The sequence below is a fragment of the Mucilaginibacter rubeus genome (genome assembly GCF_003286415.2).
In the GTDB taxonomy this organism is placed as follows: Bacteria; Bacteroidota; Bacteroidia; order Sphingobacteriales; family Sphingobacteriaceae; genus Mucilaginibacter; species Mucilaginibacter rubeus_A.
Map to the genome: position 1 here is coordinate 1,843,660 of NZ_CP043450.1, position 23,899 is coordinate 1,867,558.

26 protein-coding genes and 1 other RNA gene are annotated in these 23,899 nt (G+C 41.3%); 9 read left to right on the plus strand and 18 right to left on the minus strand.

Annotated features, from left to right (window positions below; all coding sequences use genetic code 11):
• The first annotated feature begins 10 nt into the window (after positions 1-10).
• On the plus strand, positions 11-1,258 hold the full coding sequence (locus DEO27_RS07520; protein WP_112571589.1) for a cation:proton antiporter: 1,248 nt from the start codon (positions 11-13) through the stop codon (positions 1,256-1,258).
• Between the two features lie 3 nt (positions 1,259-1,261).
• Here the strand turns inward: DEO27_RS07520 and DEO27_RS07525 are convergent, their stop codons facing one another.
• The 12 genes from DEO27_RS07525 to DEO27_RS07580 all read right to left on the minus strand — a co-directional run bounded on the left by DEO27_RS07525 (position 1,262) and on the right by DEO27_RS07580 (position 10,729).
• Positions 1,262-1,870, minus strand: a complete 609-nt coding sequence (locus DEO27_RS07525; protein WP_112571587.1) for an FMN-binding negative transcriptional regulator — start codon at positions 1,868-1,870, stop codon at positions 1,262-1,264.
• A gap of 82 nt (positions 1,871-1,952) precedes the next feature.
• Positions 1,953-2,900, minus strand: coding sequence for an N-acetylornithine carbamoyltransferase (locus DEO27_RS07530; protein WP_112571585.1), 948 nt, complete (start codon positions 2,898-2,900; stop codon positions 1,953-1,955).
• Positions 2,901-2,921: 21 nt separating this feature from the next.
• Positions 2,922-4,049, minus strand: coding sequence for an aspartate aminotransferase family protein (locus DEO27_RS07535; RefSeq protein WP_112571583.1), 1,128 nt, complete (start codon positions 4,047-4,049; stop codon positions 2,922-2,924).
• 68 nt (positions 4,050-4,117) lie between these two features.
• Complete coding sequence (argC, locus tag DEO27_RS07540) at positions 4,118-5,047, minus strand: N-acetyl-gamma-glutamyl-phosphate reductase (RefSeq protein ID WP_262714174.1); 930 nt, start codon at positions 5,045-5,047, stop codon at positions 4,118-4,120.
• Between the two features lie 125 nt (positions 5,048-5,172).
• On the minus strand, positions 5,173-5,556 hold the full coding sequence (locus DEO27_RS07545) for a cupin domain-containing protein (protein WP_112571579.1): 384 nt from the start codon (positions 5,554-5,556) through the stop codon (positions 5,173-5,175).
• Positions 5,540-6,733 (minus strand): argininosuccinate synthase, encoded by a 1,194-nt coding sequence (gene argG, locus DEO27_RS07550; RefSeq protein ID WP_112571577.1) that lies wholly within the window; start codon positions 6,731-6,733, stop codon positions 5,540-5,542. Before argG ends, DEO27_RS07545 begins: the two co-directional genes overlap by 17 nt.
• Before the next feature lie 58 nt (positions 6,734-6,791).
• The gene (locus tag DEO27_RS07555; RefSeq protein ID WP_112571575.1) at positions 6,792-7,154 is read right to left on the minus strand and encodes a four helix bundle protein; all 363 of its coding nucleotides are present in this window, start codon (positions 7,152-7,154) and stop codon (positions 6,792-6,794) included.
• Positions 7,155-7,203: 49 nt separating this feature from the next.
• Complete coding sequence (locus DEO27_RS07560) at positions 7,204-7,848, minus strand: GNAT family N-acetyltransferase (protein ID WP_112571573.1); 645 nt, start codon at positions 7,846-7,848, stop codon at positions 7,204-7,206.
• A gap of 434 nt (positions 7,849-8,282) precedes the next feature.
• Positions 8,283-9,239, minus strand: a complete 957-nt coding sequence (locus DEO27_RS07565; protein ID WP_112570138.1) for a YpdA family putative bacillithiol disulfide reductase — start codon at positions 9,237-9,239, stop codon at positions 8,283-8,285.
• An 84-nt stretch (positions 9,240-9,323) separates the two neighbouring features.
• Positions 9,324-9,422: signal recognition particle sRNA small type (ffs, locus tag DEO27_RS07570), an RNA gene on the minus strand.
• Between the two features lie 44 nt (positions 9,423-9,466).
• Positions 9,467-10,096 (minus strand): hypothetical protein, encoded by a 630-nt coding sequence (locus tag DEO27_RS07575; protein WP_112570140.1) that lies wholly within the window; start codon positions 10,094-10,096, stop codon positions 9,467-9,469.
• A gap of 12 nt (positions 10,097-10,108) precedes the next feature.
• Entirely contained in the window at positions 10,109-10,729 is a 621-nt protein-coding gene (locus DEO27_RS07580) for a 2'-5' RNA ligase family protein (protein ID WP_112570142.1), read from the minus strand.
• 75 nt (positions 10,730-10,804) lie between these two features.
• Here DEO27_RS07580 and dinB point away from each other — a divergent pair, with 75 nt between their 5' ends.
• The 4 genes from dinB (at position 10,805) to DEO27_RS07600 (ending at position 15,433) form a co-directional block, all read left to right on the plus strand.
• Positions 10,805-11,989 carry a DNA polymerase IV gene (gene dinB, locus DEO27_RS07585; protein ID WP_112570144.1) on the plus strand — a complete coding sequence of 395 codons (1,185 nt, stop codon included), beginning with the start codon at positions 10,805-10,807 and terminating at the stop codon, positions 11,987-11,989.
• A gap of 465 nt (positions 11,990-12,454) precedes the next feature.
• Positions 12,455-13,669: an acyltransferase family protein gene (locus DEO27_RS07590; protein WP_112570658.1), complete on the plus strand. Its 1,215-nt coding sequence runs from the start codon at positions 12,455-12,457 to the stop codon at positions 13,667-13,669.
• A gap of 18 nt (positions 13,670-13,687) precedes the next feature.
• A complete protein-coding gene (locus tag DEO27_RS07595) occupies positions 13,688-14,731 on the plus strand; it encodes a sensor histidine kinase (protein ID WP_112570146.1) in 1,044 nt (347 codons plus the stop codon).
• A 3-nt stretch (positions 14,732-14,734) separates the two neighbouring features.
• Positions 14,735-15,433 carry a LytR/AlgR family response regulator transcription factor gene (locus DEO27_RS07600; RefSeq protein WP_112570148.1) on the plus strand — a complete coding sequence of 233 codons (699 nt, stop codon included), beginning with the start codon at positions 14,735-14,737 and terminating at the stop codon, positions 15,431-15,433.
• A 59-nt stretch (positions 15,434-15,492) separates the two neighbouring features.
• On the opposite strand, the gene DEO27_RS07605 is transcribed toward DEO27_RS07600, so the two are convergent.
• Genes DEO27_RS07605 through DEO27_RS07615 form a run of 3 tightly spaced genes read right to left on the minus strand, consistent with a single transcriptional unit; the run spans position 15,493 to position 17,136 of the window.
• Complete coding sequence (locus DEO27_RS07605) at positions 15,493-16,083, minus strand: hypothetical protein (RefSeq protein ID WP_112570150.1); 591 nt, start codon at positions 16,081-16,083, stop codon at positions 15,493-15,495.
• Positions 16,070-16,567 carry an RNA polymerase sigma factor gene (locus DEO27_RS07610; protein ID WP_112570152.1) on the minus strand — a complete coding sequence of 166 codons (498 nt, stop codon included), beginning with the start codon at positions 16,565-16,567 and terminating at the stop codon, positions 16,070-16,072. Before DEO27_RS07610 ends, DEO27_RS07605 begins: the two co-directional genes overlap by 14 nt.
• A 41-nt stretch (positions 16,568-16,608) precedes the next feature.
• A complete protein-coding gene (locus DEO27_RS07615; protein ID WP_112570154.1) occupies positions 16,609-17,136 on the minus strand; it encodes a hypothetical protein in 528 nt (175 codons plus the stop codon).
• 166 nt (positions 17,137-17,302) lie between these two features.
• Between DEO27_RS07615 and DEO27_RS07620 the strand changes: the two genes are divergently transcribed.
• The 4 genes from DEO27_RS07620 (at position 17,303) to rpmA (ending at position 20,467) form a co-directional block, all read left to right on the plus strand.
• Positions 17,303-18,694, plus strand: a complete 1,392-nt coding sequence (locus tag DEO27_RS07620) for a dicarboxylate/amino acid:cation symporter (protein ID WP_112570156.1) — start codon at positions 17,303-17,305, stop codon at positions 18,692-18,694.
• Between the two features lie 446 nt (positions 18,695-19,140).
• On the plus strand, positions 19,141-19,614 hold the full coding sequence (locus DEO27_RS07625) for a hypothetical protein (RefSeq protein ID WP_223818185.1): 474 nt from the start codon (positions 19,141-19,143) through the stop codon (positions 19,612-19,614).
• A 75-nt stretch (positions 19,615-19,689) separates the two neighbouring features.
• Positions 19,690-19,998, plus strand: a complete 309-nt coding sequence (gene rplU, locus DEO27_RS07630) for a 50S ribosomal protein L21 (protein ID WP_090467954.1) — start codon at positions 19,690-19,692, stop codon at positions 19,996-19,998.
• A 49-nt stretch (positions 19,999-20,047) separates the two neighbouring features.
• Complete coding sequence (rpmA, locus tag DEO27_RS07635) at positions 20,048-20,467, plus strand: 50S ribosomal protein L27 (protein WP_112570160.1); 420 nt, start codon at positions 20,048-20,050, stop codon at positions 20,465-20,467.
• A 319-nt stretch (positions 20,468-20,786) separates the two neighbouring features.
• On the opposite strand, the gene DEO27_RS07640 is transcribed toward rpmA, so the two are convergent.
• The 3 genes from DEO27_RS07640 to DEO27_RS07650 all read right to left on the minus strand — a co-directional run bounded on the left by DEO27_RS07640 (position 20,787) and on the right by DEO27_RS07650 (position 23,824).
• The gene (locus tag DEO27_RS07640; protein WP_112570162.1) at positions 20,787-22,382 is read right to left on the minus strand and encodes a M1 family metallopeptidase; all 1,596 of its coding nucleotides are present in this window, start codon (positions 22,380-22,382) and stop codon (positions 20,787-20,789) included.
• Between the two features lie 64 nt (positions 22,383-22,446).
• On the minus strand, positions 22,447-22,836 hold the full coding sequence (locus DEO27_RS07645) for an energy transducer TonB (RefSeq protein ID WP_112570164.1): 390 nt from the start codon (positions 22,834-22,836) through the stop codon (positions 22,447-22,449).
• Positions 22,837-22,849: 13 nt separating this feature from the next.
• Positions 22,850-23,824 (minus strand): polyprenyl synthetase family protein, encoded by a 975-nt coding sequence (locus DEO27_RS07650; RefSeq protein ID WP_112570166.1) that lies wholly within the window; start codon positions 23,822-23,824, stop codon positions 22,850-22,852.
• Between the last annotated feature and the right edge of the window lie 75 nt (positions 23,825-23,899).

Consider the following 23,899-nt stretch of genomic DNA (forward strand, 5'->3'; position numbering starts at 1 on the left):
GTAAGTATTTATGGATCTGTTTGTTGTAATTGCTTTACTGGTTATTGTCAGCGCGATTTTCTCATATCTAAACGCGCGCTTTATTAAGCTGCCGGGTACAATTGGCATTGTGCTGCTGGCAACCATCACATCTATAACCATACTTATTGTCGATAAGGTTGATTCGTCAATTGCCGATTATCTTGGTGCGCTGGCTAAAAGTATCAATTTTTCAAAAGCGGTGTTGAATATCCTGCTTGGTTTTCTGCTTTTTTCAAGCTCATTTAACCTGGATGGCCGGAAGCTGAAGAAAGAAATGCGACCGGTATTTGTACTGAGCACCTTGGGCGTAATTATTTCAACAGCCGCATTTGGGTTCCTGTTGTTTTATGCAGCCCCGGTTTTTCATATCCACATGCCATTGATCTATTGTTTGTTGTTCGGTGCTTTGATCTCACCAACTGATCCGGTAGCGGTATCGGCCATTATCCGGAACTCGAAATTACCGGCCAACCTTGAAACCATTATTTCGGGCGAATCCCTGTTTAATGATGGGATAGGGCTTATTTTGTTTGTAATTATCCTGGAAATAGCCCGTGTAGGCGAAGAGAAAATTGAGCTGGCCAAAGTGACGGTGCTTATTATTAAAGAAATTATTGGAGGGGCGGTAGCCGGAGCTATTTTAGGCTACATAGCCCATAAGCTGATGCACGCCGTTAAAGATTTTCAGACCATTGTATTGATCTCGCTGGCACTGGTAATGGGCTTGTCGGTATTAGCTGTATTACTTGGTTTCTCGTTACCGCTATCGGTTGTTGTAGCCGGATTATTTGCAGGAGGGCAATCCATTAACCAGGATAATAAAGAAAAATCGCACGAGGCGCTCGAAAAATTCTGGAAATTGGTTGATGAGATCCTGAATACTATTCTATTTGTGATGATCGGTCTGCAATTGGTTAACCTGCCCTTTGTGAATAATTATTGGGTTACGGGGAGTATTTCCATTATTACTGTATTAATAGCGCGTTGGCTTAGTATCGCGTTACCGCTCACGTTTTTAAAGCAAACCCTTAAGGTAAATTATAGCAATGTCAATATCATGACCTGGGCGGGTTTGCGCGGGGGCATTTCCATAGCTTTGGCTTTGTCGCTGCCTAATACGCCTTATCGGCACCTGATTTTATCGGGAAGTTATTTTATTGTGATATTCTCGGTAATAGTACAGGGATTAACGCTCAATGCTATGATTAACCGGGCGTCAAGAAAGGTGGAAGGATAGCGCTTACTTAATACGCGACATGTATTTGCCGATCTCTGCTTCAACCGTATCACTACTATTACTTAATGCTTTGGTGATATTTTCCCGCTCTACTTCGCTACGGTTTTGACTAAGCTTTTGTTTACCCTGAAGGTCGTCAACTATGATTTCAAAAGCTACAATACCTTTCATTATCCGTTGCTTGTACTCGTCGGGCAGGTTATTCCATTGGGTTAGATAATCAGCCTCATAATTACTGATCATTTGCGCTAAAAGATTGGCTGTTTGTTCGCCCTCTGATAAAATATTGGCTTTGCCATAGGCATGCACCGCTATATAATTCCAGGTAGGTACGTTGGTTTCCTTTTCGTAATGTTTAGGTGATATGTAGGCGTGAGGCTCGGTAAATATCACCAAAATATCTTTCCCAATAATTTCATTTGCCTGAGGATTAGCTTTAGCGAAATGAGATGACAACACAATTTTATCATCGCGTTTGCTTACCAAAAAGGGAATATGGGTTGCAAAGGGAACATTATCGGTAGCCGTAACGATAGTAGCAAAACTATAGCGTTGCATAAAACTGATAGCTTCCTGCTCATCCGTTAACTGGAAGTGTTTAGGAGTATACATCTTGAGAAAAGATTAAAGAAGGGAAGAAGCAAAAGTCAAGACAGAGGCAGCTTGACTCTTGCTTTATATAAAAGTATTTTACTTACAGGCTTTCCAGCATCTGTTTTAGCACGGCCTGTGCTGCCCAAACGCGGTTGCCTGCTTCGTGTACCACAATCGAGCTTGGGCCGTCTAATATTTCGTCAGAAAGCTCCAGGTTACGGCGTACCGGTAAACAATGCATTACTTTGGCATCATTGGTTTGCTCCAGCTTTTTGTTGGTAAGCATCCACTCTTCATGTTTACCTAATATGTTTCCATAAGGCTCATAAGCCGACCAGTTTTTTACGTAGATGAAATCTGCCCCGGCTAAAGCCTCGTCCTGGTTATAGCTGATGTTTGCACCTTGCGTAAAATCAGTACAAAGTTCATAACCTTTAGGCTGTACAATGGTAAAATCAACATCAGCTTTGCACATCCATTCCGAAAATGAGTTTGGAACAGCTTGCGGCAGAGGTTTAATATGTGGAGCCCAGGTTAATACCACTTTAGGACGAGCGGTTTTCTTTAGCTCTTCAATGGTAATTAAATCGGCCAGGCTTTGCAGCGGGTGACGGGTTGCCGATTCCAGGCTCACAACCGGTACTTTGCAAAACTCCACAAACTTATTGAAAATCATCTCGCTGTAATCTTCCTCACGATTTCTTAAGCCGGGGAACGAACGTACACCAATAATATCAGCATATTGGCCCATAACACCTGCAGCTTCACGGATATGCTCAACTGTAGTGCCATCCATAATTACACCGTCGCGCAGTTCCAATGCCCAACCTTCCTTGTCTATATTAAGCACCATGACGTTCATACCAAGGTTCATGGCTGCCTTTTGTGTACTCATACGGGTACGCAGACTCGGGTTTAAAAATACCAGGGCAAGCGTTTTATTTTTACCAAGTTGCTGATGGGCAAATGGATCCTGCTTAAGCGCCAATGCCTCTTTTACAAGTGCGTTAACGTCAGTTACGTCATTAACAGAAGAAAATAATTTCATTGGTTTGAATATTATAGCGGATTATTGATTCAATACATTTACAAAAGCTTCCAGGAACCTATCGGCATGGGCCTTGGTTAAGTTTAACGCAGGTAACAGCCTGATCACGTTGGGTTTGGCTTCGCCGGTAAATATGTGGTGCTTGTTTAACAATTCTTTACGGGCATGGGCTAATTCCTCAGGTAATTCGATACCAATCATTAAACCGCGACCACGAACTTCTTTAACCTGTTCCAGCTTGTTAAGCTCTTTTATTAGGTAACCTCCAACTTCAGCAGCATTTTGCAATAGGTTATCTTGTTCAATGGTTTCAAGAACAGCTAAACCAGCGGCGCAAGCCAGATGATTACCACCAAAAGTAGTACCTAACATGCCGTAAGCAGGCTGTATTTTTGGCGAAATAATGATACCTCCAACAGGAAAACCATTACCCATACCTTTAGCCATGCTGTAGATATCGGCATCGACACCGGCAAAATCATGTGAGAAGAATTTACCTGTACGACCGTAACCGCATTGCACAGAATCGGCAATAAATACTGCATTGTACTGGTCGCACAATGAACGGATTTTTTGCAGGAAGCTTTCAGGGGCAACCTGGATGCCGCCTACGCCCTGAATACCTTCAATAATTACCGAAGAAATTTCGTTGTTTTTAAAGGCTTCTTCTAAAGCTGCTTCATCTGCCCATGGCAAAAAGATCACATTGTCAGTTTCGTTGATAGGGGCAACGATCTTAGGGTTATCAGTTACAGCAACAGCTAACGAAGTACGGCCATGAAATGATTTGCTGAAAGCGATAACTTTCTTTTTACCGTTGTAAAAGGAAGCCAGTTTTAAAGCATTCTCATTTGCTTCAGCGCCAGAATTACACAGGAATAACTGGTAATCTTCCTTGCCTGAAACCTTACCTAACTTTTCGGCCAATTCTTTCTGAATCGGAATCTCAATAGAGTTAGAATAAAAGCCAAGCTTATGTAATTGATCTTCTAATCTTTTTACATAATGAGGGTGCGTGTGACCAATTGAGATTACAGCATGACCACCGTACATGTCAAGGTATTCAGTGTCGTGATTATCATACACTAAACTTCCTTGGCCTCTTACTATGTTGATGGGATTTATAGGATATACGTCGAATAGATTCATTGCTTAAATGGGATAAAAATTAGTACTTAATTAATAACAGAACTTTCAGAATTCGGCGAGCAGCTCTTTTAAAAGCCGATCGCCTTAAGTCGTAAGCCTGCGCGCTCGTCCAGTCCGAACAATAAGTTCATGTTCTGTACTGCCTGGCCGGATGCGCCTTTAAGTAAGTTATCCATTATGCTGATAATGAATATTTTGTTATCGTGTTTTTTTACCTGGATAAAGCATTTATTGGTATTTACAATCTGCTTTAAATCGATATTGCGGTTGGTTACATGCGTAAACGGGTGACCGTCGTAATAGCTTTGGTAAAGTGCTAAAGCCTCTTCTTCGCTTAAATCACTTTCAGTGTAAATTGAAGCGATAATGCCGCGGGTAAAGTCGCCACGGTAAGGTATAAAATTGATGGCCTTATCAAAGCCAGCTTGTAACTGCCTTAACGACTGTCCAATCTCATTCAAATGCTGGTGACTGAATGCTTTGTAAACAGAAAGGTTATCATTACGCCAGGTAAAGTGGGAGGTAGGCGATAAGCTTTGCCCCGCACCTGTAGAGCCTGTTGTAGCAGTAACGTGCACTTCATTATTAAGCAAACCTTTTGAAGCTAAGGGAAGCAGGCCCAATTGCAAACAGGTAGCAAAGCATCCCGGGTTAGCAATATTAGCAGCCGTTTTAATGGCCTCACGATTTAACTCAGGCAAGCCATAAACAAAGTTTTTACCGTTTAAAGTTGAGTTTTGGTTAAGCCTGAAATCCTGGCTTAGGTCAATGATCTTAACCGAATCGGGAATAGCGTTTGCTTCCAGAAACTTTTTGGCATCACCATGGCCAACACAAAGAAAGAGTACATCAATATCGGTAGATAGTTCTGCCGCAAATTTCAGATCGGTATCGCCAAAAAGGTCGGTATGTACTTCGTAAACATAGTTACCAGCGTTGCTGTTGCTGTGAACAAAAGCTATCTCCACGTTGGGATGGTTAATCAGGATCCGAAGCATTTCGCCCCCGGTGTATCCCGCACTGCCAACTATACCTGCACGTATCGCCCCCCGGCCTCCGCCAGTTGGCGGAGGAGCAAGAGTAGCGTCATTATTATCTTTAAATTCAGTCATAATTTTAACAATTATTCCCCCTTTAGGGGGTTAGGGGCTAAATTTATCCGATCATTGTTTGTAGATGGATATGAATATAAAATAAACTCAAGATCGCTCCGGTCGTTATTGCTGATAAAATGCTTTTGACCCGGATGGATCTCGATGCCCTGTTCTGGCTTCAACACTGTAACCTCGCCGTCTATCGAAAATGTAGCACGTCCTTTTAAAATGAAAAATACCTGTGTAGCTTTCTCGTGATAATGCAATTGTTCGGCAGTATCTGGTGGCATTAACTCCTGCTTAACGGACAAAGCTTCGGTATCAATGAAGGTCCATCCGTGACAATCGTCGCCCCAGTTATAATGCTTTAAGCATTCACTTTTTGAAAACGCTGTATTAATCATTTTGGCCATTAACCTTGTGGTAGATCATTACCTGGTTGCCAAATATTTTTGAGAAACCTTTAACGTCTTCGCCACTCCATGCATTGTTCATTTCACCGTAGCTGCCAAATTTGTTCGACATCAAATCATAAGGTGATTCGATACCAATTACCTGGAAGCGATAAGGGTGAAGCTGAACAAATACTTTACCGGTAACATTTTTCTGTGTATCAGTTAAAAAAGCTTCCATGTTGCGCATGATAGGGTCATGGAACTGACCTTCATGCAGCCAGTTACCGTAGAATGATGATAATTGATCTTTCCATGTAAGCTGCCATTTGGTCAATACGTGTTTCTCTAAAGTATGGTGAGCTTTAATGATGATCATTGGAGCTGCGGCTTCAAAGCCTACACGACCTTTAATACCAATGATAGTATCGCCAACGTGAATATCGCGGCCGATGCCGTAGGGCTGTGCGATGGCTTGCAATGCCTGGATAGCTTTGGTTGGGTGATCATATTTTTCATCACCGATGGCTACTAATTCACCTTTTTCAAAAGTAAGCACAAGGTCTTTTACTTCAGATGCAGTTACCTGTGTAGGCCATGCTTCTTCTGGTAGGCCAAGGTTTGATGTTAAAGTTTCCTTACCACCTACAGATGTACCCCAGATACCTTTGTTGATAGAGTATTTAGCTTTCTCGAAGTTCATATCAACACCGTGTTTTTTCAGGTATTCGATCTCTTCTTCGCGGCTCAGTTTCAGGTCGCGGATAGGGGTGATGATCTTGATATCCGGTACAAGGATATTGAAGATCATATCAAAACGCACCTGATCGTTACCGGCACCTGTACTGCCGTGGGCAACAAACTCGGCACCAATTTCTTTAGCGTAGTTAGCAATAGCGGTAGCCTGGCTTACACGTTCGGCACTTACTGATAGAGGATAGGTGTTGTTTTTTAATACGTTACCGTAAATTAAAAAGCGTACACAAGTATTATAAAAGTTTTCGGTTTCGTCAACCACATGGTGCGAAGTTACGCCCATTTTATAGGCACGTTCTTCAACGCCTTTTAACTCTTCCTCGCTAAAACCGCCGGTATTTACAATAACCGAATGAACCTCATAACCAAGATCCTGTGTTAAATAAATACAGCAAAATGAGGTATCTAAACCTCCGCTATAAGCTAATACTACTTTTTTCATTTTTTAAGGTTAAAGGCGAAAGGTTAAAGGTAAAAGGTTTCGCCTTGTACGTTTTATATTAATTATCGCTTCTCAAAAATTTAATAAACCCAATTAACATCGCTTTCACTTCGTTAATCGAGGTGTTTGTTTTGTCGTAAATTTCAGTTGGAATAAATCCCAGATCATAAATCAGATAAACGGTATATTCTACTTCGTGTGCAGACCCCAACGCATTATCCAGGTAATGAGTGAAATCTTTATCAGTATTTTTACCGCATCCCTCAACTATATTTAAAGGGATAGAATAAGTGGATCTACGTAGTTGATTGGTTAAGGCAAATTGTTCTTCACGAGGCATTATGGGCAATATTTCAGCATACACTTGCTTTGTGAGCAAGTGTACCTTTTTCCAAACATCAAGTTTTTTATAATCTCTCATTATGATGCAGCTACCTTTAACCTTTCGCCCTTAACCTTTTGCCTAAATCCTAAACATCGTGTTTTATACGTTTTTTAATTGCGTTCTCAATGCGCTCAAGCAATGTTGCCTTATGCGTGATCCGCTGCATCTTTTCTTCGTACTCTTTTTGTTTTTCGGCTGGATCAAAAAGCATGGCGGTACACATGCAGTTTTTGCGGCCTTTGCTGGTTAAAATGTCAAAGTTTACGCAGCTTTTGCAGCCTGCCCAAAAGTTTTCGTCCTGGGTAAGTTCAGAGTAGGTTACCGGTTCGTAGCCAAGCTCCGAGTTGATTTTCATTACCGCTAAACCGGTTGTTAAGCCGAATATTTTGGCATCAGGATATTTGGTGCGCGATAACTGAAAAATGCGGTGTTTAATAGCTTTAGCTAATCCCGCTTTACGAAACTGTGGATTAACTATAAGGCCCGAGTTGGCAACAAAGTCGCCATGGCTCCAGGTTTCAATATAGCAGAAACCGGCCCAGGTGCCATCTTTATGAAGAGCTATAACAGCTTTGCCTTCCAGCATTTTATTAGCAACATATTCGGGCGAGCGTGTAGCTATACCGGTTCCGCGAGCTTTGGCCGATTCGGCCATTTCATCGCATATCATGGTAGCATAGTCTACATGCTGTGCAGTAGCAACCTGAATATCAAAATCTTGTATTGTCATTTAAATAGATAATTACCGTGAAATTAATCGGCTTTTTAAAGCCTTAAATAATTAGATGGTTTTCTTAAAAAGAAGTTTAAAAAACTCTTTTTGTGTGGGCAGAGGAGAAATTAATTCAAGCCCGCGGCATGTAGGTCCTTCGTCGGAGAGGGCAGTTTAAAAAAACAGTTGAACCCAAGGCAGCAGCAACCGGAGCAAAACTTGCTCTTGTAGCGGGCTTATTTAAGCTTGGTATATTCATTTTTTTATTGAATTACTGTGTTTTTAATTTCGCTGCAAAATAGACTATAAAATTTTATTTATACAAGAAAAAAATGCGATTATTTGATGTTGGTTAAATGGTTGATTAAGTTGATTGAGTGAGTGGTTGGTTTATTGTGATAACTTGCAGATTTACAGCAATAACTATTCACTCAATCAACTTAATCAACCATTCACCTACCAGCCATAATATCCGCAATAATCATATCCGCGTGGATGCGTGAGTTTTCAATGAACCAAAGGTGCGTATCCAGGCCGCCGCAAACAACTCCTGCAAGGTATAAACCGGGCATATTTGTTTCCATGGTTTCGGGGTTGTACTGAGGGATAAATTTATCTTCGGAAAGGATGATGCCAAGCTTTTTCAAAAACTCAAAATTGGGTTTGTAGCCGGTCATCGCCATCACAAAATCATTGGGTATAGTAATGAGTCCATCGGGAGTTTTGATATCTACCTCGGTTTCACGAACGGCTTCCAAATTGGAATTGAAATAAACTTTGATGCTGCCTTCTTTAATACGGTTAATGATATCGGGCCTTACCCAATATTTAACCCTGTGGCTTACTTCGCTGTCGCGGATCACCAGCGTAACATCGGCTCCTTTACGGTAAGTTTCGAGTGCGACGTCGATAGCCGAATTGCTTGAACCCACTACAACTACCTTTTGCAGGGTGTAATAATGTGGATCCTGGTAGTAGTGTTTTACTTTAGGCAACTCTTCGCCGGGGATATCAAGGTTAACTGCTATGTCATAAAACCCAGTTGATAGGATCACTTTTTTAGCACGATAGGTATCCTTTTTTGTGGTGATCATATAGTGGCCATCTTCGGGCTTTACCTCAGTAACTTCCTCAAAAAGATGAATGGGCAAGTTGTTGGATAAGGCTACGCGGCGGTAATATTCAAGCGCATCAGCGCGGTTTGGTTTGGTATGAGTTGTAACAAATGGCACCCCGCCAATTTCCAGTTTCTCTGAGGTGGAAAAAAAAGTCATGGTTGAAGGGTAGTTGTACAACGAGTTTACCAGCGTGCCTTTTTCAATGATAACAAAACTTAAACCGGCTTTTTGTGCTGCAAGTCCGCAAGCCAAACCAATAGGACCGCCGCCAATAATGAGTATATCGAGCATTTATGTACAATTAAGAAATTAAAGAAATCATGAACCGGTGTAGGTTCTGGCATTTTGCCGGTGCGGCAAAAATAAGAAAATAAAAAAGGGTAAGCTACTTTTATCGCGCCGCTCAACTCTCTACCCTTGCTGTGTTCCCACCCTGGGGGAGTTCAAGAGGAGCTGGCCGTAAAAGACTTACCCCGGCGCAAATATAGAAAAAGGTAGCGTTTATGATTAAGAAAATGTTAAAAAAGGCTTATCTGTTGATTTATAGAGGGATAATTTTTAAATTGCCTTGTTGAAGCAAGATTATCAAGCATTGTTAGCTCATTTTCGCCACCCCGAAACTCAAACTCTCGGTAAGTTTTGGCATGCTGATCGATATCCAACAGTAAATTTTTCAAAATAGTAAGCCGGTCGACAACAAATTTTACCTTCATTTCTCTCTTTTGAAAATAGGGCCAAAGCCTTTCAAATTGTTCTGGCGTTATAGCCCTTGCCACGGTGATATGAGGTATAGTACTGCTATCACCAACTATATCCTTGAGTAATTTAAGCCAATATTGGTTTTGTTCCGACAGTTTGAGCTTTGCAAAAATGGTTTTATTGTAATTGTTACCTTCATTGAAACAATCAAACCCGTCTATCTCAAAAACAACGGATGGTAGCAGGCCAAGTTTCCGGCCCAGGAAAGAGAAACCCTGAACGTCCACATCCAGCGGTTTGCGTGGATAATTATTTATGGTGATATGCGCCCTGGCATGCATGCTTGGGTAGTTGCCAATTAGGCGTTTTGATTCGCTTTTTAATTTACGGATCATGAAATCGACATGATCTGGTATCGGAAGGATAAAATGATAAAATGCGTAGTCCATGATTATTAAATTTTAATTAAACAAATTGATTTGATCGGGATCGCCGACTTTAAGTAGTTCCAGTTCATCGCGGGTATAGCCCGGGCCGGCCATGTTTTTAAACTCAAAAACTTTAAACTTATCCCATTTGGCAAAAGCGTCAAGCGTATCGCGTTTTAATATGGTAAGCTCTTTTACCCAAAATGGTTCAAGCAGCTTTTTATGCCTGAAATGGGGCCAAAGCGCATCAAAATCTTTTTCAGGGATGTCGCGCACTACCGTTATGTGTGGGATAAGATTCTTTTTGATGCGCAGCTTCTTTTTTAAGGTGTTAAACCATTCATCAGTAGCAGGGGTGGCGCGGATACTGGCATAAATAGTCATGCGGTTGTGCAGATGGGAGAAGTGATAAAATCCATCAAGGTGCAACAATACTGGTGGCAAAATATTCAATGCTTGTTCCATTAATTCCAGGTTTTTATCGGCCATAAAAGGCTTTTGTCTTTCCAGATGCTGGATAGATATATGAGCCGGCGAATCCATACTTTTATAATTGCCGATAAGTCTCGCTGATGCTTTTTTGTAGCGTGCAATCTCATGTTTCACCGTTTCGGGCGGCGACAATAACATCAGGTAGTCTTCATATATACTCATCTGGCTAACAATTTCTTTAATTCAAAATTGCTAAAAAAATTAGCAAGATATCAAATTTATTTTCATTTTTGTTGTGTGGAAGCTAAACGTCATATCGTTCATATCGACCTTGATTCATTCTTCGTTTCGGTGGAGCGGAAGTTTCATCCCGAACTGATCGGTAAGCCGGTGATCATAGGTGGTTCGCCCGAAAGGGGAGTAGTGGCGTCATGTAGTTACGAGGCGAGGGCATTTGGTGTGCACTCGGCTATGCCAACCAAGCAGGCGCTTAAGCTTTGTCCGCATGCCATCCTCATCAGAGGTTCACACGGACGCTATGGCGAAGCTTCGCGCGAGGTTACACAGATCATTCATGATACTGTTCCTTTGTATCAAAAAACATCGGTTGATGAGTTTTACATCGATTATACCGGGATGGACCGCTTTTTTGACTGCTACCACGAAGCTACTAAGCTGAGACAGAAGATCATTAAAGACACCGGGTTGCCAATCTCCTTCGGCATGGCATCGGGCAAAACCATTGCTAAAATGGCTACCAATCAGGCCAAGCCCAACGGGCAAATGTTTGTAAAGCATGGCGATGAGCTGAAGTTTTTAGCTCCGCTTAATATAGGTAAGATTCCCGGCCTGGGCGAGAGCACCCGTAATAAGTTATATCAATATGGCATTGAGAAAATTGGCGATCTGCAGCGTACGAATATTCGTTTTTTGGAAACAATTTTTGGCAGGTATGGTCATTCGCTTTGGGAAAAAGCTAACGGTATAGACCATAGCGAAATCGTATCTCATTCCGATAGGAAATCCATTAGCACAGAACATACTTTTCATACCAATGTATCTGATCCCCGTACGCTTGAAACCACGCTGGTGTCCATGACTGAGGAGCTGTCGTCCAAATTACGGCGGGAAAATAAGCTTTCGTCTTGCCTGGCTATCAAACTACGTTATGGCAATTTTGAAACACATACCCAGCAACAAAAAATAGCGCTTACTGCAGCAGAGCATATCCTGATTCCCGGCGTTAAGAATTTGCTGAAAATGGCCTGGGACCAGCACCGGCCAATCAGGCTGATAGGCGTGCGCTTAAGCGATCTCTGCACAGGAAGCTACCAAATCAATCTGTTTGAAGATAATGAGGAACGCATTAAACTTTACCAGGCCATGGATCAGATCAATTTTAAATTCGGGGATAAGACCATCTGTCGTGCCGCAGGAATGGAAATCGGCACAAGGAATTTTAATCCGTTTATGCGAGGCTGACCGTTGATTATTTTTGATTGCGTTGATTACGCTGATACTTATGTGTGTATAAAAACTAAAATTCTTCAGCCGCCGCTTGGCTCCAGCCGAGTGGCAATTATCAAGCGGCTTCTGGCCGCCGTGGGAAATATTTTTTGTCTGCTCAGTGTCTCTTGGAGAGGGCAAAAAAAACTTGTCATTTCGAATGAGCTGGTGGGGCTTTAGCGTAGGGGCGAAAGAGAAATCTTATACGCCAAGCAAGCCGCTGAGTATAGCGTATAAGATTTCTCCTCACGCTATCGCACTGTCCCTCGCGTGTTCGTCGAAATGACAGCGGGAATTAGGTAATCGAATTTTTTCTTAAGCCCTCCCCAAGGGGAGGGTTGGGTGAGGTTTTCAACCAATGGTCAAAGGTTTTTTACCGTTGGTCAAAGTAATTTTATGGGGTGGAAGGGAGTGGTTTCTTTTGATAAAAAAGAAGAAATTATGGAAACCACACAACGTCAAACTTACCTCGATTGGTTGAGGATTCTGTCAATATTAGGGGTGTTATTTTTTCACTCGGCAATGCCTTTTGTTGCTGAAGATGGCTGGCATATTAAAAACCACGAAACCAGCAACCTCATGATGGAGTCAAATCATTTTTTGCACCTTTTTCGCATGCCGCTGCTCTTTTTTATTTCAGGTACCGTGAGTTACTACATGATGCAGCGGCGTTCTACGCTCAGTTTTATCGGCTTGCGCTTCCGCCGGCTTTTTATTCCGCTTTTGGTGGGCATGTTCATCATTGTACCGCCGCAAATTTATATGGAACGCTTAGTCAATGGTTACAAAGGATCGTTCCTGGATTTCTACCCCAGTACATTTAGTTTTCAGCCTTATCCCAAAGGAAATTTTAGTTGGCACCACCTTTGGTTTATCGCCTACCTTTTTATTTACGATCTGATATTCGCACCATTGTTCGCCTGGATGATCTCGCCAAAAAGTGACGGATTTAAACAAAAACTAACTGTGTTGGCTACCGGAAAATGGGTTTATTTATTGATGCTTCCCGGAATCCTCTGGTTTACTTTTACCAGTTGGGACCTCCCCGAAACTAACGACCTGATACATGATGGCAGTTACTTTGTTTACTGGTTGTTTTTTCTGCTGGCGGGTTTTATTTGTATCCTGCAGCCCAAACTGATGGATAGCCTTGAACGCAACCGTCGTTTTGCATTAACCATTGGCTTTTTAAGTTTGATGATGTGGGAAGTCATGCGTTGGAACGGCGTTGAACCATTGCATGCCAACTGGCCTTTTCAAAATATTGCATTCTCTTATGCCTTTACTGCATTAAGGCCAATTATCGCCTGGGGATGGGTGCTTGCTTTGGTTGGCTATGGTAAACATTATTTTAACCGCAGTCACAAAGTGCTCGGTTATTTAAACCAGGCGGTATATCCATTTTACATATTGCACCAAACCGTTATTGTTTTAGTGGCTTATTATATTGTACAGGTTCAAAATGAAAGTATCCTTTCCAAATACATTTATACTGTGGGTATTACCTTTTTTGTATCTGTACTTATTTATCATTTGCTGATAAGGCCTTATAATTTAGCCCGCTTTTTGTTTGGCATGAAACCCAAGGATAAGCCGGAAGCGTTGTCGGCCAATACGGTAACTGAACTTAAGCCACAACCTGTCCTTTCTGTTTGAAATTTGTAATTTGCTGATATGAAATTTTTCAGGAAATACATTTTTCCGGCATTGTATGGCCTGTTGGTATATTTTACCATCAGGCTGTTACATGATACAGACCTTGGCCAGCATTTTTGGAAAAGGGATTTCTATGTCAATGGCATTGAAATGGCCTGTTCGATATTGGTGGGCTATCTGGCAATCTATCTTTTTGAGTGGCTTTTTAGGTACTATGACAGTCATTGGGGTGCGCCATTATCTTACCGGGACGTTGTACGGGAACTGATCATCTTGGTAGGTGTAAACCTAATATTGGTAAACGTTGTATTTGTCCCGATGGATATGGCCCTGCACGTAACCCAGGGTATTGATGAACTAATGCCCTGGGCAGATGTGGCCGATATTAATATGATACCCACTTTGTACGCTATTATTTATTACGGCGTTGCGCGTAGCAGCACCTGGCTGAAGGCCTACGTAAATAATAAGATGCAACTGGAAAAATTAACCAATGATCAGCTGGAAACCGAACTGAAGTTTTTAAAGGCGCAATACCATCCGCATTTTTTGTTTAACGCCTTAAACACCATCTATTTTCAGATGGATGAAGATGTGCCCGGCGCAAAAAAAAGTACAGAACTACTGTCAAGTTTGTTGCGTTATCAGCTTTATGATCAGCAACAACAGGTAACTGTAAAACAGGAGCTGGAGTACCTGGAAAATTATATCAGGCTGCAACAGATACGGGCGAGCAGCAGAATGCAGTTGAATGTTCATTTTGATGAACGCTTAAGCGATCAATTAATTTATCCGTTGCTTTTATTGCCGCTGGTTGAAAACGCCTTTAAATACATTGGCGGAGCGTACAAAATAACCATTGATGGAAGCATTATCGATGGTAAGTTTGTATTTAAAGTTTATAACGATGTACCGGTAAATATGAAAGCGCCGGATAATTACAGCGGCATTGGTTTAGAAAACCTGAGCCGGAGGTTGCAACTACTTTATCCGGGCAAACATCAGCTCAACACAGGTCGTGAGAATGATCATTATACCGCAGTACTTGAATTGAATATATAAATTATGGCATTAATTAGCTGCATTATTACCGACGATGAGCCCTTTGCCCGTAAAGGGCTGGAGGGCTACGTTACAAAAGCCGGATTTTTTGATCTGAAAGCTCAATGTGAAGATGCTATGGAATTGGGCGCTTTGCTGACACAACAATCTGTTGATCTGTTGTTTCTTGATATCCAGATGCCGCATTTAACAGGTGTTGAGTTTATCCGTTCGATGCCAAATCCGCCAAAAGTGATATTTACTACCGCGTTTAAAGAATACGCTACCGATGGTTTTGATCTGGATGTGCTCGACTACCTGCTTAAACCTATACCGTTTGAGCGCTTTATGAAGGCAGCTTTTAAAGCTAAAGACTATTTTGATTTGAGAAATAACGCGGGCACAGTTGATTACATCTTTGTTAAAAGCAATGGCAAGCTCGAAAAGATAATTTTCGACGATGTGTTATTTATCAAAGGAATGGAGAATTATGTTGAGATCTATACATCTGCCCGTAAAATAATAACTCATAGTACCCTGCGGGCTTTCGCCGATAAGCTGCCGGCCCGTAAATTTATGCAAACGCATAAGTCGTACATAATCGCCAGTAATAAAATTACCTCTATAGAAGGGAACATGCTGAATATTGGCGAATTTGAAGTGCCAATTAGCAGGCAGTTAAAAGATCAGGTGTTGCATGCGCTGATTAATCAAAACAGATGATCTTAAGTCGAAAGTCTTGAGTCGAAAGTTCTAAGTCAGATTGTAAAACCTAAATCTTTCTAATCAAATTGCTCCTGCAGGCGTACTAATCTGTCAATCATCAGGTTTAGTTTCTCCTCTTCGTTTTTAAACATACGTGGTTTAAGGTAAAAGGTGGTAAACAAAAACCAGATTGCAATCGAACTATAAGTCACTATTTTGAAAGCTAAAGATGAGTGTTCAAGTACTTCAACAAAGTACATAGCCAACCCTGCGCTTATCATGAGTATATAGATATAATAAAACCAACCTATCACCTTCGAACGGCTTTTTTGGTATTCTTTAAGGCTGTGTAAGTATTCGGTTGGGTTTAAAGTTGCGTCCTGTTTGCTCAGGATATGATAATGCCGTAAAATTAAAGAGAGGTACATGAGCATTGTAACCAATACTATTAATATACCTACAGTGGTTACGGTTGATTTAAATGCCAGGAAAAATGTAACAATAAACGCGAATGCCGCGATGACCACCATGGCCACTATAGTCCAGTACAACTTAGTAGTTATGCTGCGAATCCCCTTCTTTACCTGCTTCAGCACCTCATCCACCGAAAGCTGATCTGGCTTTGGCTGTCCCTGCCAAACCGACATCAAATGATCAAAGTCTTTCATACTGGTTATATAACTCTGTTAATTTTTGTTTAATACGATAAATTTTCACCCTCAAGTTCCCTTCTGATATACCCGAAATTTCGGCAATTTCGGGGTATGGCACCTCATCAAGTACCATGGTTATAATAATCCTTTCTGATTCTTCCAGTTTTGAAATACACTTATATAGTAAAGCAACCTGCTCGTTTTTATCCGATAGTTCTTCGCGCTTTGTTTCTGCTAATTGTGGAGTAAGCTCGTCTTTGGCCTGGCGTTTTTCCGAGCGCAAATAGGTTAAACAGGTATTTACAGCAATCCGGTAAATCCAGGTTGATATCATGGCCTGGTTACGGAATTTGTCTAAATTTTGCCAAACCTTTAAAAAGGTTTCCTGTAGCAGGTCGTTGGCAGCATCGTCATCGCCGGTATAACCATAGCACAGATGGAATATCTTTTTAGAATTAGCTTCATATATCTGCTTGAATGCTGCTTCTTTGTTGGCCACTTCAGTTAATTTTATATTTAGACGATGTTAAGCTTTGTATGTTACAACAAATGATCATTCTTTTTAAACCAGCCCAGCTTAGTTTCAGCATCACTTATTAAATTGTTGTAACTGTCCTGGTAATCAAACTGAAGGTCCTCATGTAGTTTACCAATTAATCCACGGATTTTTTCTACCTGACGTGTTAGTATTAGCCTTAAAGGTTTGTATGAGGTGCGCCTGTCGGCATATTCAACGTAGTTTTCGCAAAAATTGATCAATAATTCAATTTCGGCACCTTTTGAAGTCATGAACTTAGTGTACTTACTTAGCAACCTCAATATTTTACGCATGCCTTTTGCGGCGTTATAACTTAATGACGACAGCTGGCTGAACATAAATCCGGCTTCGGCCTTTACCTTTTCAATAAAGGCGGCTTCATCATGAGCTTCAAAGAGCAGGTAGGCGAGAAGCTCTTTGTTTTCCTTTTTATAGCGCGCTAAACTGAGCATTAATTCGGCCAGCTGCTCGTTGGGCAGGTGCTGAATTTCCTTTTTTATATGCTGTAGTCCGTAGGCTGTAGTAGTCATATTGTAAATAAGCGGGCAAAATACTAATTGTTTTTATAAAGTATGATAATGCTAAAACGTGGTAAGATGTTTTATTTGCCTAACGTGAGTTAGTGTAAAATAGAATATTCCGAAGCCTGTTTAAACCGACCGTAAATTTTGTAGTTTTGCAGGCTTATTAAATTAAATGAAAAAAAGCAGACTGACGCTCTTCATTTTTATCGCACTGGTTTTGGGTGTGGTAGCCGGTTATATTTATAACACTTACGTTTTTGCCGATCTCAATAAACAGCTTAGTACCGCCAGTACAACTATTAAAAGTATCGACAAAAATATAGAAGCATTATCCGATACTACCGTATCAGCCTATAAAGATCTTAAACTACAAAGAATTGCCCAGGTAAAACTTCAAAGTCAGGCAACCGATGCCCGCGAAGACAAGCTTGAGCTATACAATATCCTGAGCAAGATTTTCCTTAACCTGATAAAAATGATTGTGGCTCCGTTGGTGTTCACCACATTGGTGGTAGGTGTTGCCAAGGTAGGAGATATTAAAGCCGTTGGCCGGATAGGGGGTAAAACGATGCTCTGGTTCATCAGTGCAACGCTGGTATCCCTGTTATTAGGAATGCTGTTGGTTAACCTGTTTGAGCCAGGTAAAACCATGCATCTTCCGCTTCCTGATAGTCATTTGAGTACAGGTATCAAAAAAACGGCCTTATCATTAACCGAATTTGTTGGTCACGTTTTTCCTAAGAGTTTTATTGAGGCTATGGCCAATAACGAGATCCTGCAGATTGTGGTGTTCTCTTTGTTTTTTGGCGTTGCTACGGCAGCAATAGGCGAGCAGGGCAAAATAGTGATCAAAGCTATGGACGCTTTTGCCCATGTGATCATGAAGATTACCGGTTATGTGATGAAAATGGCACCTTTAGCGGTGTTTGGTGCTATAACCGCAGTTGTTGCCAAACAAGGGATAGGCGTACTTTCAACTTATGGTATTTTTATCAGTGAGTTTTATTTTTCGCTGATCGTATTGTGGTCGGTGATTATATTGGCGGGATACATTGTATTAAGGAAGCCGGTATTCAGGCTGTTGAACAGTATTAAGGATGCCATGCTGATAGCTTTTAGTACTTCAACAAGCGAGGCAGCCTATCCAAAAGTGTTGGAAGAGCTGGAGAAGTTCGGTTGCAGTAATAAAATAGTGAGCTTTGTATTGCCATTAGGCTATTCATTTAATTTGGATGGCTCTATGATGTACATGACCTTTGCGTCGTTGTTTCTGGCGCAATCATATGATATTCACCTTTCATTCGGGCATCAGTTATCCATGTTGCTGGTATTGATGCTTACCAGTAAAGGCGTGGCAGGCGTGCCAAGGGCTTCGCTGGTTGTAATTGCCGGTACGTTGGCTATGTTCAATATCCCTGAAGCAGGTTTATTTTTGCTGATAGGTATTGATCCATTGTTAGATATGGGACGTTCGGCAACTAACGTACTTGGTAATGCTATGGCCACGGCTGTAGTGAGTAAATGGGAAGGAGAAGAGGTAGGTACTCAAATAATAAAAGAATAAAGCATACCATCGTGGCGAAGAATCATCAGTAAAACGATGGAAAAGGCATTGATGATGTGAAAAATATAGTTTAGGGCCGGTGAGCACAGGCCGCGTTAGGGATTGCAGTGAAAAGCCCACAGCGCGGGTTGGGGTTGCGGGTAGGAAAAGCGAGGACTTGTAACGAAAAGCCCGGGCCGCAGGCAACGCTCATGTTTATTAATAATTTAATAAGCAATAACTTATAATTACGTCATCATAGAGAACGAATATAACTAACCGACTCAATGGAGCGCGTTAATAACTGTAAATTAAATATAGCTATTAATAAGCTTTAACAAGCGGAGCTACTCTGTATAGTTCGCGATTGCTTCGTACCTCACAATGACATAATGAAGATTAATTTTACAAATTCAATAACTCAATAATTATATATGTCTCCCCGTTTAAAAAAGGTGTTTTTAATCATGACCGTAGTAGTACCTTTTATACTATACTGCGTGTATTATTATGGTATGATGATCAAGAATGCGCCATACCGTTTCGTTGATTTTCAATCGATCAGTTTTCAATATGGCCATAAGGATAGCCTGGTAAATAAATATGATTCGCATACCGGCATGTTTCAGTACCTCGACAGGCGCGATTCGCTGGTGAAAGAGCATTTGCGCTTGACTAAAGATGATTTGTTATACCTGCACCGTAAAGCTGCCGATTTAGGTTTTTGGGATTTTCCGTCGAAAGAAATCGGAGATACGTCGAAAGTTGCCGATAGCAAAGCGGTTAGGTATATCATTGAGTTTAAATATAAAGAGAAAACCAAACGTGTGATTTTTGACACAGACTATTTTGGCAATCCTAAATTGATTGATGCCAACCAGCGTTTGATTGCCGAGATTCAGAAAAAATTGACTGACGTAGAGAATCGTGGTAAAAAATAAAATATTGGGATGTTGTTTATTAAATAATCAATCCCTATATTTGCACCTCGAAATTTAAAACAATATTTAACAAACATGTACGCAATAGTAAGTATAGCAGGACAGCAATTTAAAGTTGCCAAAGACCAGCAGATCTTTGTACACAGGTTACAAGGCGATGAAGGCGCTAGTATTGAATTTGACAGTGTATTGTTAGCAGAAAACGAAGGTAAATTCAAATTAGGTTCTGATTTGAAAGGTGCTAAAGTATCGGCTAAGATCGTGTCACATTTAAAAGGTGATAAAGTAATTATCTTCAAAAAGAAAAGAAGAAAAGGTTACAAAAAGAAAAACGGTCACCGTCAGCAATTTACCAAGATCGAGATCACCGGTATTACATTATAATTAAAGGTTGAACCGGAGTTGTTCTGCAATTCCATAAAAGAAATAAAAAATGGCACATAAGAAAGGGGCCGGTAGTTCAAGAAACGGTCGTGAGTCGCATAGCAAACGCTTAGGTATCAAAATTTTCGGTGGTCAACCAGCAATTGCAGGTAATATCATCGTTCGTCAGCGTGGTACCAAACACAATCCAGGTTTAAACGTAGGTCTTGGTAAAGATCATACTTTATTTGCACTGGCTGAAGGTATCGTAGTTTTCAAAAAGAAAGCTGATAACCGTTCATACGTTTCAGTACTTCCGTTTGAAGCTGCTGACGTTGAAGAAGTAGCTGCACCTGCACCAAAAGCTAAAAAAGAAGCTAAAGCTGTTGAAGCTCCTGCTGCTGAAGAAGCTCCAAAAGCAAAGAAAGCTGCTGCACCAAAAGCTAAAAAAGAAGAAGCTGCTGATGCCGCTGAAGAAGTAGCTGAGTAATCAGTTAACAAGTATTAGGATATAAAAAATCCCGGTCAGTTTTGATCGGGATTTTTTGTTTGGTGATTATTTTCAACAAGAAGACCTGAAAGAGTTAAAAGAGCGTCATTGTGAGTGATTTAAATCCGTTGGCCTGTGAAGGAGAAATGAAAAAAGGGCTATCAGTCTGAGCTTGTCGATGCATGACACCCATTTTAAAACATGTCATGGGTAGGTACGAAGCAATCCCAAACTATACAGAGTGGCTCTGGCTATCGGGGATTGCTTCGTTCGCAATGCGTTTTTGTTTATAATATTGCTTTACGAAGCAGGCCTGCTTCTATTCAATAATCAATTTCTTCAGATAATAAGTATCCGGGTCAATAACCGGCATGGTTTTGCTGGTTATGGTGATACCTTTTTTATCAAGCGTATATCTTTTTGTAACGCCATCCGCGGTAATATCAACCGGCAATGGCATGTCGATATTTAATAGTTGAACCTGGTATTTATCGCCACGTTGGGCTTTTACGTGTACTTCCAGTTTATTGATGGAATAAATATACAGATCGAATAACGGCTTTAGATCCTGGCCTGCGGCTTTGCTGAAATATTGGATCACATCATCGGTACTGGCCAAATTACTGTAGGTGTATCGCGGATCGGTAACGAAACCTTTAAGGGTAGGGAAGAAGGTACTATCGCCCATAATATATCTCAGCGTATGCATAAAGAACGCGCCTTTGCCATAGATATCACCGTTATAAGCCGATTCCTCATCGATATCTTTCCCGATAACAAGAGGTATTTTATTACCGAATGATAAAGCGGAATTCTGGAAGAATTTGATATACGCTTTCTCACCTTCAAACTCTCTAACATAAAGCGCGTCGCCGTAAGTACATATTCCTTCGTGGATCCAGTAGTCGGCCCAATCCTTGGCTGTAACTTTGTTTCCCCACCACTCGTGGCCAAATTCATGGTGCATCAGGCCATCGTAATCTTCACCGCCAACTTTGGTGTACCTGAACTTAGCGCCATAGGCATTCATGGTTTGGTGTTCCATACCCAGGTGAGGCGTTTCAACTATGCCTATTTTTTCCTTCGCCCAGGGATATTCGCCAAAGTATTTTTCCTGTTCTTTGATGGTCTTTACAAAAATATCAAGATGGTGCTCTGCTTTAGCTGCATGTTCCTTTAATACATAAAATTTGATAGGTACATTATGACCGTCTACTGTAGTGTACGGACGGGTCACAACGGTATAGTCGCCTGCATTAAACAGTATGCTGTAATTGTTAATGGTGTATTTGGTTTGCCAGTGATATGTTGCTGTTCCCTTTTGTTTGCTTACACCTTTTAATAGGCCCGGGCCTGCAACCACCAGATATTTAGGAACGGTAATGAACATATCCACACCTTCATTGGGTTCATCTGAAGGGTGATCTTTACAAGGGAAATACAATTTACCACCAGTGCCTTCGGCTGTAATGGCCATCCATTGATGCCCGGTTGAGTCTCGTGTCCAGATAAAACCATCGTCCCAAGGCGGTCGACGTGCAACATGGGGTTTGCCGCCATAAATTACTTTTACACTTGCTTTACCGGCAGGCAGTTCTTTAGCAGTATTAATGGTTATCAGGTTGTTCTTGTATTCAAACGGTTCCTGTTTGCCGTTTACCAAGACCTTGTTGATTGACAAAGAATCCAACAGATCAAAAAGTAAAACCCTGGTAGGTTTTGCCATGATCACATCAATTGTAGTAAAACCATCAATGGTTTTTTGCTCCGGATTAACAGCAAGCGAAATGGTATAATGCCGCACATCCATTATGGCTTGCTCTGGTTTCAGTTTTCCTCCTGATGTTAGCGTTTGGGCCTGTAAAATTGCAGCCTGTGTAATAATAGTAAAGAGGGTTAGCAGCGATTTCTTCATTTAATTTTGGTCCTTCGTGAAATTTATGCCAATGGTGTGTTTACTTGGAGGTTTCAGCCATGATTCAGTTAGCTTTTGCGCTATCTAAAACCTGCACTGCCTCCATTGTATAAAACTGTATAGGAACTGAATATTTTGATTTAATAAAATGACCATCGCGCATAGCCGGCACCCATCTTTCTGATAAAGCAATAACCCTTAAGGCTTCTTTATTGAAAGGCTCAGTCATGCCTTTAACCACTTTCAGGTCGGTTAAACGACCGTCGTTTTCAACAAAAAAACTTATGGTAACAATACCTTCTCCGCCGCTTACGTTTTTAGGCCATTTTAAGTTTTTATTCAAAAAATCATGAAAAGCATTATCGCCACCACGAAAGTGAGGCGGCGTAAGTTTTTGGGCATTCACGCTTATTGAACAGATCAGGATGATAAGGATGGGTAAAAGTTTCTTCATCCTTAAATATAAATCAATTCTCCCTCACCAGCAAACCATCCGCAAAATCGCGAAGGTATTGTTTATGGTCTTCGGGTAAATTAATGGCATCAAGGGCAGCAAAAGATTTTTCGGCATAGGTTTGCATGGCTTCTTCCGCATGTTGCCTGATATCAAGCTGGTTGTAAATCTCTGTTATGGCCTTAACCTTTTCTGCATTATCAAACTCGGTGGCATTTAGCCAGTGGTTTAACGTTTGTGCCTGAGCTCCTTTAGCCAGTTCAAGCGCACGGATCAGCAAAAAGGTTTTTTTATTGGAGATGATATCTCCGCCAACCTGTTTGCCGAACTTTTCGGGATCACCGTAAACATCTAATATGTCGTCCTGTAGCTGAAACGCGATACCCAGGTTTGCGCCAAACGCATCAATCAGATCTGCATCGGTTGAAGCAGCCCCGCCAACAATGGAACCAATTTTTAACGTGCCTCCCAATAATACCGCCGTTTTAAGGCGAATCATGTTGATGTACTCTTCAATACTCACATCGTTACGTTGTTCAAAGCTCATATCAATCTGCTGGCCTTCACAAACGCCGGTGGCAGTATCGTTAAAAACGTCAAGCACCTTACGTAAAATGGTGTCGTCAACCTTCATCATCATGCGGTTAGCCTCTACCATCATGGCATCGCCCGAGAGGATAGCCACGTTGGCGTTCCATTTTTCATGTACGGTGGCCTTACCGCGGCGTAAGGGGGCTTTGTCCATAATATCATCATGCATCAGCGTGAAATTATGGAATACCTCAATGGCCAACGCGGGTTCAATAGCCTTTTCAACGTCGCCGCCAAAAAGGTCACAAGCCAGCAGGAGCAGGGCCGGGCGCATGCGTTTGCCGCCAATAGATAAAATATAGCTTATCGGTTCGTACAAATCGGCAGGATAAGCCGGGTAGCTTAGTTTGCCAACTGCATCATTTATCAGTAACTGTAACTCTGTAAGTTGTTTCATTTTTTAAGTGAGTGGTTCATCAAGTTGATTAGGTGAGTAGTTTCTGCTTTTTTTAACTTAATCAACTGCTCACTC